The organism is Prauserella flavalba (genome assembly GCF_003202235.1).
GTDB lineage: Bacteria > Actinomycetota > Actinomycetes > Mycobacteriales > Pseudonocardiaceae > Prauserella_A > Prauserella_A flavalba.
The window spans coordinates 20,946-33,515 of the sequence record NZ_MASU01000027.1 but is presented as its reverse complement, the minus strand read 5'-3'; the positions used below and the strand labels follow the sequence as shown (position 1 = coordinate 33,515).

At 66.7% G+C, this 12,570-nt stretch carries 13 protein-coding genes; 10 read left to right on the top strand and 3 right to left on the bottom strand.

Annotation, left to right across the window (positions count from 1 at the left end):
- Nucleotides 1-103: 103 nt before the first annotated feature.
- Complete coding sequence (locus BA062_RS38245) at nt 104-1,060, top strand: IS481 family transposase (protein WP_110343974.1); 957 nt, start codon at nt 104-106, stop codon at nt 1,058-1,060.
- Between the two features lie 278 nt (nt 1,061-1,338).
- On the opposite strand, the gene BA062_RS38240 is transcribed toward BA062_RS38245, so the two are convergent.
- Both BA062_RS38240 and BA062_RS38235 read right to left on the bottom strand, forming a co-directional pair.
- On the bottom strand, nt 1,339-2,745 hold the full coding sequence (locus BA062_RS38240; protein ID WP_206078077.1) for an MFS transporter: 1,407 nt from the start codon (nt 2,743-2,745) through the stop codon (nt 1,339-1,341).
- A 350-nt stretch (nt 2,746-3,095) separates the two neighbouring features.
- Nucleotides 3,096-3,344, bottom strand: coding sequence for a ferredoxin (locus BA062_RS38235; RefSeq protein WP_110343998.1), 249 nt, complete (start codon nt 3,342-3,344; stop codon nt 3,096-3,098).
- A 132-nt stretch (nt 3,345-3,476) separates the two neighbouring features.
- Here BA062_RS38235 and BA062_RS38230 point away from each other — a divergent pair, with 132 nt between their 5' ends.
- The 4 genes from BA062_RS38230 to BA062_RS38215 are packed head-to-tail and all read left to right on the top strand — an operon-like array spanning nt 3,477 to nt 7,318.
- Complete coding sequence (locus BA062_RS38230; RefSeq protein ID WP_110343997.1) at nt 3,477-3,758, top strand: metal-sensitive transcriptional regulator; 282 nt, start codon at nt 3,477-3,479, stop codon at nt 3,756-3,758.
- 19 nt (nt 3,759-3,777) lie between these two features.
- Nucleotides 3,778-3,984, top strand: a complete 207-nt coding sequence (locus BA062_RS38225; RefSeq protein ID WP_110343996.1) for a heavy-metal-associated domain-containing protein — start codon at nt 3,778-3,780, stop codon at nt 3,982-3,984.
- Between the two features lie 28 nt (nt 3,985-4,012).
- On the top strand, nt 4,013-4,966 hold the full coding sequence (locus BA062_RS38220; protein ID WP_110343995.1) for a hypothetical protein: 954 nt from the start codon (nt 4,013-4,015) through the stop codon (nt 4,964-4,966).
- A gap of 27 nt (nt 4,967-4,993) precedes the next feature.
- Nucleotides 4,994-7,318 carry a heavy metal translocating P-type ATPase gene (locus BA062_RS38215; RefSeq protein WP_110343994.1) on the top strand — a complete coding sequence of 775 codons (2,325 nt, stop codon included), beginning with the start codon at nt 4,994-4,996 and terminating at the stop codon, nt 7,316-7,318.
- A 362-nt stretch (nt 7,319-7,680) separates the two neighbouring features.
- Here BA062_RS38215 and BA062_RS38210 read toward each other — a convergent pair whose 3' ends face one another.
- A complete protein-coding gene (locus BA062_RS38210; RefSeq protein WP_206078076.1) occupies nt 7,681-7,962 on the bottom strand; it encodes a hypothetical protein in 282 nt (93 codons plus the stop codon).
- Between the two features lie 242 nt (nt 7,963-8,204).
- Between BA062_RS38210 and BA062_RS38205 the strand changes: the two genes are divergently transcribed.
- The 5 genes from BA062_RS38205 to BA062_RS38185 all read left to right on the top strand — a co-directional run bounded on the left by BA062_RS38205 (nt 8,205) and on the right by BA062_RS38185 (nt 12,010).
- On the top strand, nt 8,205-9,059 hold the full coding sequence (locus BA062_RS38205; RefSeq protein WP_228714318.1) for a class I SAM-dependent methyltransferase: 855 nt from the start codon (nt 8,205-8,207) through the stop codon (nt 9,057-9,059).
- A 261-nt stretch (nt 9,060-9,320) separates the two neighbouring features.
- The gene (locus BA062_RS38200) at nt 9,321-9,842 is read left to right on the top strand and encodes a VanZ family protein (RefSeq protein ID WP_158303263.1); all 522 of its coding nucleotides are present in this window, start codon (nt 9,321-9,323) and stop codon (nt 9,840-9,842) included.
- 312 nt (nt 9,843-10,154) lie between these two features.
- Nucleotides 10,155-10,985 carry a M23 family metallopeptidase gene (locus BA062_RS41140; RefSeq protein WP_110343991.1) on the top strand — a complete coding sequence of 277 codons (831 nt, stop codon included), beginning with the start codon at nt 10,155-10,157 and terminating at the stop codon, nt 10,983-10,985.
- A gap of 363 nt (nt 10,986-11,348) precedes the next feature.
- Nucleotides 11,349-11,504 (top strand): hypothetical protein, encoded by a 156-nt coding sequence (locus BA062_RS40100; RefSeq protein WP_158303262.1) that lies wholly within the window; start codon nt 11,349-11,351, stop codon nt 11,502-11,504.
- The gene (locus BA062_RS38185; RefSeq protein ID WP_110343989.1) at nt 11,501-12,010 is read left to right on the top strand and encodes a hypothetical protein; all 510 of its coding nucleotides are present in this window, start codon (nt 11,501-11,503) and stop codon (nt 12,008-12,010) included. Before BA062_RS40100 ends, BA062_RS38185 begins: the two co-directional genes overlap by 4 nt.
- Nucleotides 12,011-12,570: the final 560 nt, after the last annotated feature.

Here is a 12,570-nt window from a genome sequence, read left to right as displayed (position 1 = left end):
TGTACCCGGCCAGGACGTTGGTAGCGGCGAGCCTGGTTGAACGGGCGAGAACCTCCGGATGGGATGTGGCTTGTCTAAGGCCCACTCCGACCCGGAGGTTCTCGTGTCCCACGGTAGTGCCCGACTGGCTGTGCATGGTCGTCGACTGATCGTTCAACGCCACGAAGCAGGCTGGCCGCAGGCCCACATCGCCGCCGCGATGGGCGTCTCTCGCAAGTGTGTGAAGACCTGGATCGACCGCTATGCCGTCGAAGGCGACGCCGGTCTGGTCACGCGCTCGTCCCGGCCGCACACGATGCCCACCAGGACCAGCGATGAGGTCGAGCAGAAAGTCCTGGCTGCCCGCGCCGAGCATCGGGCCGGTCCCGATGTCCTCGGTCCGAAGGTCGGGGTGCCCGCGCGGACGGTGTCACGGATCCTGCGCCGCCATCGCGTGCCCTATCTGCGTGAGTGCGACCCGATCACCGGTGAGGTGATTCGCTGCTCGAAGCAGACCGCAATCCGCTACGAGCGTGAGCGACCAGGCGAACTGGTGCACATGGACGTCAAGAAGATCGGTCGCATCCCCGACGGTGGAGGCTGGCGTGTCCACGGCCGCGCGATTCCACGCAACCGCGTCAACGGGCCCGGATACGACTACGTTCACTCGCTGGTCGACGACCACTCCCGCCTCGCCTACAGCGAGATCCTGCCCGACGAGAAAGGCCCGACCTGCGCAGGCTTTCTCGAACGTGCGATCGCCTACTTCGCCGCCTACGGGATCACTCGGATCGAGCGGTTGATGACCGACAACGCCTGGGCCTACCGCTACTCACTGCGGGCACTGTGTGCCGAGCACGGCATCCTCCAGAAGTTCATCAAGCCCCATTGCCCCTGGCAGAACGGCAAGGTCGAGAGACTGAACCGCACCCTGGCGACCGAATGGGCCTACCGCCAGGTCTTCACCAGCAACGCCGAGCGAGCCACCGCCCTTGCGCCTTGGATCGAGCACTACAACACTCAACGCCGCCACAGCGCACTCGGAGCCAAACCCCCGATCAGCCGACTGCCACCAACCTGATGGCCGGGTACACCTAGCGCCTTCGGTGTGGGCGGCCAGGCATGTGGCGCATCCGATCCACTCCTGCGTCGCGAGCGCGAGCTTCTCGCTGAGTGCGCGAGGCACCTTCATTCGTTTCAATGCCCGGGAGAAATCCAAGTAGCCCCGCAGCAGTGCGGGCGAGTGGGCCATGGTGCGGACCATGTCGCCCGCGGAGCCATGGCGATCGAGGATCGCGGTGAGTAACTCGGTGGACTTCTCGGGCGCTTCGGCCGGACCGAGTGCGCGCAACCGTCGCATCACGCTGCCGCCTTCCTGCGGAGGGTGGCGCCGGCGATCAGCGCACCCGCGACGGCGATCGCCGCAGTACCGATGAAGGCCGCGGAAAGTCCGGTGGTGACTGCGCCGGTGCTCCCAAGTTCGTTGGCGCCGAACGAGGTGGCCACGGCTGTCATCGCGGCCAGCCCTAGTGCGGAGCCGATTTGGTAGCTGGTGTTGACGATTCCCGAAACGAGTCCGCCTTCCTCTGGGCGGGCACTTGAGATGGCCGTGCCCAGTGACGGAACGAACGCCAGTGCCATGCCGAGGGCGGCGACGAGTGATGCTGGGAGCACGTCCGCCCAGAAGGTGCCATCTGGCCGCGCCAGCGAGAGCCAGAACAGTCCGAGCGCCAACACGAGTAGGCCGCTCACGATCATGGGTTTCGCTCCGATTCGTGCCACCACGCGCGGAGCCGCCGCAACCATGATGAGCAGGATGACCGTGGTCATCGGCAGCAGGGCCGAACCGCTCGCGAAGGCGTCGAGGCCGAGAACCTGCTGCAGGTAGAGGTTGAGGAAGAACCACATGGGGATCCATGCCGCACCCAGCAACAGCTGGGCGACGTTGGCGGCGCCCAGGTCCGGTGTTCGGAAGATGCCCAGGCGCACCAGTGGGGCGCTCTTCCTGGCCTGGATGACCAGGAACGCTGCCAGGAGCCCGATCGCGATTATCAGGCTGACCACGGTGCCCCCTGAGCCCCAGCCGAGCTCGGGAGCTCGGACGATGGCGTAGACGGCCACAGAGAGGCCCGCGGTGACGGTCACGGCACCGAGCAGGTCGGTGGCGCCACGCCGTGCGGCCGCCTTGGGCATCAGGGCAGGGGCGACGGCCAAAGCGAACAGGGCGATCGGGATGTTGATGTAGAAGACCCACGGCCAGCTGACGTACTCGGTAATGACGCCGCCGAGGAACACGCCCGCCGTGCCACCAGCGGGCGCGGCGGCCCCGTAAAGCGAGAGGGCCTTGGCCAGCTCTCGGGGCTCGCTCCCGAAGAGCATCATCAGCAGGGTCAGGGCCGAGGGTGCGATGAGCGCGGCCCCGGCGCCCTGCAGCGCGCGGCCGGTGAGCTCGACCCAGACTTCGCCTGCGGCACCGGCTACCGCCGATCCGGCGAGCAGGACCGCCCACCCGGTCATAAAGATTCGGCGGGCGCCCAGCAGGTCCGAAAGTCTCCCGCCGAGCAGCAGTAAGCCGCCGAAGGCGATGACGTAGGCGTTGAAAACCCAGGACAGGTTCTCCGGCGAGAAGCCCAGGTCGGCCTGTATCCGGGTTAACGCGGCTCCGATGATCGAGGTGTCCATGATCACCACGAACTGTGCTGCGGCGATGAGCGTCAGCGCCCACCATCGCCGTCTTGTCGGCTGGCCTGATGTCGTTGTAGCCATCATGTACTCCATACCAGTTAGGGGTATGTGTTCGCTGCGAAGCTAGCACCGCTCTGCTATATACGCTAGGGGGGTATTGAGGGCCTTGACGTCAGTCGGGCTTGATGCAGTGCTGAGTACGGGACACAGCCACGGTCGCTCGGATGGATGTCAGGCGACCTCGGCGCTTCACGCCGGCTTGTAGCAATGGCAGCAGAGTTCGACAGCACAGTTTTACCGCCGCCTCGCCGGATACCAACCAGTCGCCGACCCGGGCGCTTCGGTGCGTTCTCCACAGTTCTTCCATGTCGCAGCCCTTATCTGGTGGAGTTCTCGGTGGCGCATGGGCAGTCGCTGGCCTCGGCTCGCGCTTATCGTTGTGGACCGTTGCTTCCCTGTTGTCTGCTCGCTCGCCCGCATCCTGCCTCGCGGTTCTCGACGATCTGGATCGCTTGCGCTGGGCATTGCTGAGCGGCGCGGACAGCGTTCTCCCGCTCGGCTTCGTCCGGCGCGGGGTCGAACTGGGTGTAGCCGTGATCGTCGACCCAAAAGATCTTCGGAGCAGTCAGTGCGCAGACGGCATGGCTGTCGCACTTCTCGAAGTCGATGGTGACCCGCATCGCTCATCCTCTCAATTGACTGCCGTACCCCCCTACGGTATACATGAACTGGTCGACGGGTCCAGTCGTGCCTCTCCTAGATACGGGTAAGGGGTAAGATGGGGGCTCATTGACGCAGGTAAGGAGAGAACAATGCGGGGATACACCGGTGACAGGGACGGCTACCTCAAGCGGCTGCGCCGCATCGAGGGGCAGATCCGGGGCTTGCAGCGGATGGTCGAGAGCGATGAGTACTGCATCGACATCCTGACGCAGATCGCGGCGGCTACCAAGGCGCTGCAGGCGGTGTCCCTCGGGCTGATGGACGAACATCTCAAGCACTGCGTGGCCGAGGCGATCGCCGAGGGTGGCGAGACTGCGGACGCAAAAGTGCGCGAGGCGAGCGACGCTATCGCCCGACTTGTCCGTTCTTGATGCAGAAAGGTGAAGACGGATGGCTCAGCAGACTTACACCGTGACCGGCATGACCTGCGAGCACTGCGTGCGTTCGGTGACCGAGGAGGTCGGGGCCCTTAGCGGGGTGACCGACGTGGCCGTGGACCTGCCCACGGGCGAGGTCACTGTGACCAGCGACCAGGAGCTCGGCGTGGACGACGTGCGCGCCGCTGTTGAAGAGGCCGGATACAAGCTGACCGCCTGACGCGGGCAGCGGAGCAGACAGGAACGTCATGAACACTGCAGGGAAGCTCTCCGCCTACGGTGTAGCCCTTGCCCTCGTCGCCGCTGGCGCGTGGGCGGTCGGCACCGCTGTCGGTCCCCTCACCAGCGCAGCTGGCCCGTCCGGTGGCGAGGACGCCGGGCACGGGGACACACACAGCGGCACCGTCGCGGAGGCCACGCAACCCGACGAGCCCGCGGGGCTCGCATCGTCCAGGGGCGGTTACACCCTCACGCCCACCAACACGACGCTGACCCCGGGGACCACCAACCAGTTCTCCTTCCAGATCACCGGGCCGGACGGCGAGCCGGTCACCCGTTTCGAGGTCGAACACGAGAAGCGCATGCACCTCATCGTGGTGCGCCGCGACACGGCAGGGTTCCAGCACGTTCACCCGCAGATGAGGGCCGATGGCACCTGGACGGTGCCCCTGAACGTCGCCCAGGCGGGTAGCTACCGAGCGTTTGCTGACTTCGCCCCGACGGGGGGCGAGGGCACGACCCTCGGGGCCGATCTGGCCGTGCCGGGTGACTTCGCGCCAGTCAGCTACGAGTCATCGCGGATAGCCGAGGTCGACGGGTACCGGGTGCGCCTCGACGGCGATCTCGTGCCGGGGCAGACCTCAAAGGTGACGCTCACCGTCACCAAGGATGGCAAGGATGTCACCAACCTGCAGCCCTACCTAGGCGCCTACGGGCACCTGGTCGCGTTACGCGGCGGGGACCTCGCCTACCTGCACGTCCACCCGGACGGTGAACCAGGCGACGGGACCACAAAGCCCGGGCCGGGAATCACCTTCTACGCGGAAGTGCCCTCTGCTGGTGCCTACCGGCTGTTCCTGGACTTCCAGCACGAAGACAAGGTCCACACCGCCGCGTTCACCGTGAGCAGTACCGGGACCACGGAGGCGCCCAGCCAGCCGCCGGCACCGGGGACCGGTGACGGCCATGGCGGCCACGGCTGACCAGCGACCACGGAAGGAAACACCACGATGACTTCTGACCTGCACGAATCCCAGCAGGCTCCCGGTCGCGATATCGAACTGGCGATCGGCGGCATGACCTGCGCGTCCTGCGCGATGCGCATCGAACGCAAACTCAACAAGCTCGACGGCGTCACCGCCACGGTCAACTACGCCACCGAGAAGGCCAAGGTCAGCTTCCCCAGCGATCTCGACCCAAACAGGCTCGTCGAACAGGTCGAGGCGGCAGGCTACTCGGCGGCGCTGCCGCGGCCGAAGAAGGCCGAACCCGCGACGGAGCCGACCGCCGAGGAGGACGATCCGACCCAGTCCCTGCGGCACCGCCTGATCGGTTCGCTGGTGTTGTCGGTGCCCGTGATCGCGTTGGCCATGGTCCCGGCGCTGCAGTTCACCTACTGGCAGTGGGTCTCGCTGACACTGGCGGCGCCGGTCGTGGTATGGGGGGCCTGGCCGTTCCACAGGGCGGCGTGGGCGAACCTGAGGCATGGTGCGGCGACGATGGACACGCTCATCTCGATGGGCACGCTGGCCGCCTTCGGCTGGTCGCTGTACGCGCTGCTGCTCGGCAGCGCCGGCGAACCGGGCATGACCCACCCGTTCGAGCTCACCATTCAGCGCATCAGCGGCGACGGCAACATCTACCTCGAGGTCGCCGCAGGGGTAACCACGTTCATCCTTGCCGGACGCTACTTCGAGGCGCGCTCGAAGCGCCGCGCCGGCGCCGCGCTGCGAGCGTTGCTCGAACTCGGGGCGAAGGACGTGGCGGTGCTGCGCAACGGCCGGGAGGAGCGCATCCCCACCGATCACCTGGCGGTGGGAGACCACTTCGTCGTCCGGCCTGGCGAGAAGATCGCCACGGACGGGGTCATCGAGGAGGGCAACTCCGCGGTCGACGCGAGCATGCTCACCGGCGAGTCGGTGCCCGTCGAAGTCGGCCCTGGTGACACCGTCGTGGGTGCGACCGTGAACTCGGGTGGCAGGCTCGTCGTGCGGGCCACCCGCGTCGGCACGGACACGCAGCTGGCGCAGATGGCGAAGCTGGTCGAGGACGCGCAGACCGGGAAGGCAGCGGTGCAGCGGCTGGCCGACCGCATCTCCGCAGTGTTCGTTCCCATCGTCATCGCCCTTGCCGTCGGGACCTTGGCGTTCTGGCTCGGTACGGGCGGCGCCGTGTCGGCCGCCTTCACGGCCGCGGTCGCGGTGCTGATCATCGCGTGCCCCTGCGCGCTGGGCCTGGCGACCCCCACGGCGCTGCTGGTCGGCACCGGGCGGGGTGCCCAGCTGGGTATCCTGATCAAGGGTCCGGAGGTGCTGGAGTCGACTCGGCGCATCGACACGATCGTGCTGGACAAGACGGGCACCGTGACCACCGGCAAGATGGCGTTGGCCGACGTGCACGTCGCCGACGGCGTCGACAGCGACGAGGTCCTGCGCTTGGCCGGTGCGTTGGAGGACGCCTCGGAACACCCAATCGGGCAGGCCATCGCCCGGGGCGCGAGGGAGAAGGTGGGGGAGTTGCCCGCCGTTGACGAGTTCACCAACGTCGAAGGTCTCGGCGTGCAGGGGATCGTCGACGGCCGCGCCGTGCTCGTTGGTCGCACCGCGCTCCTCGAAGAGTGGAGCCAGCACCTGACGTCCGAGCTGGCGGAGGCGAAGGCGGCAGCCGAGCGGGAGGGCAAGACAGCGGTGGCGGTGGGCTGGGACGGGCAGGCCCGCGCAGTTCTCGTGGTCGCCGACACCGTCAAGCCCACGTCGGCCGAGGCCATCGCCCAGCTACGCGAGCTCGGACTCACCCCCGTCCTGCTCACCGGTGACAACGAGGCCGTCGCGCGCACGGTAGCCGCCGAAGTCGGCATCGACGAGGTGGTCGCCGAGGTCCTCCCCAAGGATAAGGTGGACGTCGTCAAGCGCTTGCAGTCCGAGGGCAAGGTCGTGGCTATGGTCGGCGACGGCATCAACGACGCGGCCGCGCTCGCGCAGGCTGACCTCGGGCTGGCGATGGGCACAGGCACCGATGTCGCCATCGAGGCCAGCGACCTCACGCTGGTGCGCGGGGATCTCCGGGTCGCGGCGGACGCGATCCGGCTGTCGCGGACGACCCTGCGCACCATCAAGGGCAACCTGTTCTGGGCCTTCGCGTACAACGTGGCTGCCCTGCCGCTGGCTGCCGTGGGGCTGCTGAACCCTATGATCGCGGGCGCCGCCATGGCGTTCAGCTCGGTGTTTGTGGTGAGCAACAGCCTCCGCCTGAAGCGGTTCCGCAGCGCCATCACCGATGCCGCACCAGCACACGGCGAGACGGAAGTGAGAGTCAAGGAGCCGGTTGCCGCCTGAGCAATCCAATCCGCTATCAGCCTCGTCGGCGCTCACCGCGCACGTGCACGGTGAGCGCCGACGGCATTGAGTTTGTGCACCCATCGGTTTGGCAGGGACCTGACGTCCTGATGAGGCCGGCTTCCATCCAGGTGGCTTTGCCATCGGACATGAGCTGCTGACCGACGTACTATGCCTTGCTGGCCATCGGCGCGATCCGGGCCGAGTGCTGAACGAGAGTTGAGAGACCCAGCGAACCCTGCCTGTGGCCGCTCTCTCGCAATGCCACTGAGGCAGCTCGTCAGCCTCGTTGTGGCCGATGCTCAAACGGATGTGGCCGTGGATCGCATCATCCGGCGCAATGGTGTTGGCGTCGCTGTCGCTCAGTGGCTGTGACGTCGTGGTTGATACTGACGGCTCACCAGTGCCACGCCGAGCAGAAACAGCAGTCCGCCCACTGGGTAGCCGGTCAACAGGTCCTGCAAGCCAGTGGTCGGGAGGAAATGCAGGTTGCCGAGGTGCACGACCATGTGGACAAGCACCACCACTACGCCGATTCCCATCAGGGCGAAACCAGCGATCCGCCAAAGCAACCTCCGCCGGTACCCCGGCCTGTAGCTCACCTTCTGCGGCTGGCGGAGCCGTGATGCGGCCTTCTTCGGCACGGGCCCGGATCCTCTCGTGACGGCTTCCCGCAGGACATACTATCACTAATAGTATGTCGCGGGAATCCAAGGCGTGTGGAGGCGTAGACGGTTGCGAGACGGCTGTAACGGGCCAGTGCGCTCGCCCGACTAGTCCTATTGGTAATAGTAGTTACGGCGGCTTAGAGCATCGACCGTGCAGGCACCGGGCCTGTTCGAGGCGGCGCGGCGGACGTGCTACGCGGATCACGATGGAGGCAGGTGTGCCCATCCCCGGCGGGAGACGCCTCGGTTTGGCCAACCGCGCGGCACGCTCGGCCGCAGTCGCAAGTCAATACCAGGATGCGGCCGAGGCCGCGGGATACGTCGCCGCGCACGACGGCTGGGGGCCAACTGCGCGGTACTTCCACTCTCGGCTGCACGTCGTGCAGGAACTCCTGAAAGACTGCCCTGGCGGTGACCTCCTCGATGCCGGATGTGGTCCGGGCATGCTGGTACGCCGACTGCTCGACACGCGCGCAGAGAAGTTCCACATTACGGCGTGCGACAGGTCCCCCGCCATGATCGAGGCCGTCGTCGACAGGACGTTTGATGCAACCAATGTCGAACTGGTGGTGGCGTCTATCGAGGACATGCCTTTCGGCGACGCAAGCTTCGACGTGGTCGTCGCCATGGGCGTGCTGGAGTACACGGACCTGCCGCGCGCTTTGCGAGAGCTGTCCCGCGTCGTCCGCCCGGGTGGACTCATGCTGGTTACCATGCTTAATCCGGCCAGCCCGTATCGGCTCTTCGAATGGGGTGTCTACTGGCCGGCACTCCGGCTTCTCGGTCGCCTTGAGCGGCGACTGGGTGTACCGGCTGCGAACCGCCACGGCGCGCGAGTTTCCGGCATTCGCGCGGTCGGTGCGAAAACGTTGCGGCGAATGCTGCATCAGGTTGGAATGCAGCCGGAGGACGTCGTCTACTACGACCTCACGCCCCTCGTGCCACCACTCGACAGGCTGGCCCGGCGGTGGGCACGGCAATGGCGCGACCATCCGGAGAGGACGGCGAGTCGTGGAACCCGCCGGTGGATGGGAACCGGCTATCTAGTGGCCGCTCGGCGTCCTCTCGTGTGAGCGACGGCCATCATCAAGGGCATGGTGACAATTCGAAGGCTTTGCCCACCTCGGCTTCTTCCGTGCACGGCCGCCGTAGCCTCGCCACCGGGCGGTCAACCTTGCTGCACTAGCGTTCTGCGGCACTCGCGTCCACCAGTGTCGAAACGTAAAGCGGTGTCGCCGACGATGTAGCACGTCCGCCGTCGTTAGTTTCCGAGACCGCCATTCACGGCACGATCTCGCGGTGGGTACCCGGCTGGCCGACGGTGAGGAGTGACGGTGACGGTTTTCGGGAGCCACGTGCCCCTTTCTGTCTGGACGCTGGCAGTTCTGGTCGTTGGCACGCTCGTCAGCGTGCTACTCGCCCGGCAACTGGCTCGGCGCACCAACTGGTCCTTTAGGGCCACCTTGGTGACACTCTTGCTGTTCACTGCGGCACTGGCAGTCACCCTCACGCCTGGCGCCGAGCAGCATCGAAACGGTGTGCTGGCCTGCCTGCCGGATGATTTCACGGATTTGACCCGCGAAATCCTGCATTCTGGGGGTGGTGTTGCCGGTGACCTGCTCAACCTCGTCCTGCTTCTTCCTCTCGCGGGGGCGATCGTCGTAACGACTCGCCGGGTCCTGCCCGGCGTGGCACTCGCACTTCTGTTGCCATTGGTCATCGAGGCGGCGCAGACGCAGCTCGCAGGTAGGTATTGCAGCCTGTCCGACCTGGTCGCCAATATCAGCGGTGCGCTGCTCGGTGTGGCGTTCGGCAGTTTTGTGCTCCGGCGCGTCGGCGACCGAGGGGGCTGGTAGTAGCTCGGACCGGCCACGCTCCGACGTGCCCTTGCACCATCGACCACCGGTCAGCGGTAGTCCCATGGGCCGCGTGACGAAGCGGGCCGCGCCGTGCTGGTGCTTCGAGCTACCGACACCGTGAGAACCGACTGCGAGTCTGCCGGGTCGATCCACAGCGGTCGTGATGGGCGGGGAGAGGCGGTGGGCGTGGCCTCAAAGCTGACCCCACAAACCTACTATGCAGGATAGTGATAACGTTCGCGCAACGAAGCAGGCCCGCTTCGGCAACCCGACCCCGACCCGAAGAGGCAACGCGTGCCCCGACATCGCATGCCCCGGCCAGCCGGCCATGAGCACAACTTGATACCCGTCCCTCCAGGCAGCCGCACCGTGCCAACGCGGCGCTCAGCGGCGACGACCCGCCGCGGGCCCACCCCGAACCTGCGGGCGGCAACGGTCCTCCTGAGTGTCGCCGCTGGGGCTGGAAGTGCGGCGCTCCAGCTCCTGGCCGGGTCGCCGCCAACCCAGCACGAACCTCGCGTCAACCTTCTCGCTGACGTCAACAGCGAGGTCAGCACAGCCGCCACCGCCACAGGCATCGGGGGCCCCACGGCAGGCTCCGGGCCACTGGTACTTTCTGCTCCCAGTCGGTCTGCTCGTGACGAGGTCAGGCTGCTGGACAGGGCGGAGCAGGCCAGAAAGGACCGCATCGCCCGCGAGGAGGCGGAACGGCAACGGCGCGCGCGGGAGGCTGCGGAGGAGGAGGCGCGGCATCGGGTAGTCGCGCCAGTTCAAGGCACGATTACGTCAAACTACGGGCCGCGTTGGGGCACCACCCACTACGGCCTGGACATCGCGAACGTGACCGGCACGCCGATCGTCGCGCCGATGCGGGGGGTAGTGCTCGATGCCGGTCCCGCCAGCGGTTTCGGGCTGTGGGTGCGCATCCAGCACGAGGACGGCACCATCACTGTCTACGGCCACATCAACTCCTACGCGGTAAGTGTAGGGCAGCAAGTCGAGGCCGGTGAGGTGATCGCCGAGGTCGGGAACACGGGCAACTCCACCGGTCCGCACCTGCACTTCGAGGTCTGGGACCCGTCCAGTCGGAAGATCGACCCGCTCGCCTGGCTGCAAGAAGGCGGAGCGAACATCGGCTAGCCAGACACGCCCTCCGTCGCTGCCTCACTGGGTGATGTCACATATTGCTCTCGGGTTTGGCCAAAATACCCCTACGAGGTATTTTACCGCTCCGCTGATGGACCGCTCTGGTGCGATTGTCCTGTCGTCGCGTGGTTTGTGGTCGACGCCGCGCTGAGACTGCCGGTGCAGCAGAATGAGGCGTCCCAGATTGTCGCTCGGCGCGCCGTTTACGTGCCCGCAGGTGCTGGTGAACGGTCCGCCGGTGAGTATCTCGCGGGCGCGGGGCTCATCACCGTCGGCGCGGCGCTGATTGGTGGGCGGTTGCCGGAGTCCGACGTCGCCAGGCAGTCCCCGACCAGGTACTATGATGGATCGTAGATCGTGGACGACGGCATGGAGCGAGGCCTGGTGCGGATGGGATTGCTGCGGATTCCGCCTGAGCCTGCCTCGGCGCAAGGCTGGGTGCTCGCGCACTTCGGTGTCGTGGTGGCCGGGGTGATCAGCGGCTCTGGCCTGATCACATCGAGGCCAACATGACTCGAGCGAACTTCCTGAACCAGCAAGCCGCCGCCGAGCCGGCCACCGCGCCGGTCCGAGCCTGGCGATGGCGGCGAGGGATTCTCGCGGCTACGCTCAGCGCGGCAGTTGTCGGCGTGCCCACTGATGTCATCGACACGCTGTGGTTCACCCGGATGACTCCCGTCCGCTGGTGGGAGTATCCGGTGCTGACTCTGACGGCCGTACTGACCGGCCTGTGGTTCGCGATCGTCCGCGAGGCGATCGATGAGCGTGGGCGAAGCGGTGTGCTCGGCTCCTCGCTGCTGTCGGCCTTCGCAGTCGGCTGCCCTCTTTGTAACAAGATCGTCTTGGGCATGCTCGGCGTGTCCGGTGCGTTGGGCGTGTGGGCGCCGATCCAGCCTGCCTTGGCCGGTATGTCCGTCGCCGCGCTCGGTGCGGCTGTACTGGTGCGCTGGCGTCGGCGGGCCTGCACGCCCGCAGGCTGCACGGCTGATGCGCGTGTGTTACAGCAACCCCATCAGTGAGGCGCTCACACCTCCGAACTCGGTGGAACAGGACCACGGGTCCGAGCGGAACCGTCGGCAGCTCTCCGGCGAGCAGGTCAAGTGGCTGCGACCGTCACGTCGTCGGCTGCCGACGGCGTGCCGCAAATACGTCTCTGACAGTGGGGGATCGACAGGTGTCTCGGCCAAGTCGAGGACTCCCGTGGTGACGCCTACCGGATCGGACATGGCGTGCGGCGTACCGGACCAAGGGGCCGTCATCGGAAGTCCGGCCACCCTGCCACACTCGCGACTGCGTGCGTGAGGTGTAGCCGTCCATTTGGTGTGTGCCCGGCCCGAAGGGTGAGATTGACCGCGTGTCTGAAGTGTTCGCGGTCTATACGCAGGACCGTCTACAGCGAATGTCTCCGCGCCGTATCGGGAAGCTTAGCTGGCGGACGACAAGTGCCCCATACGCGACCGCCGCTGTCGAACAAAGCTCGGTCGGAGGCGCCCGGCAGCGTCACCGCGTCGCCGATTGACCGCACCATCCCGACCGCGGGATCAACGATTGGGCGGAACCTGGCCGAGGGGCCGTGCGG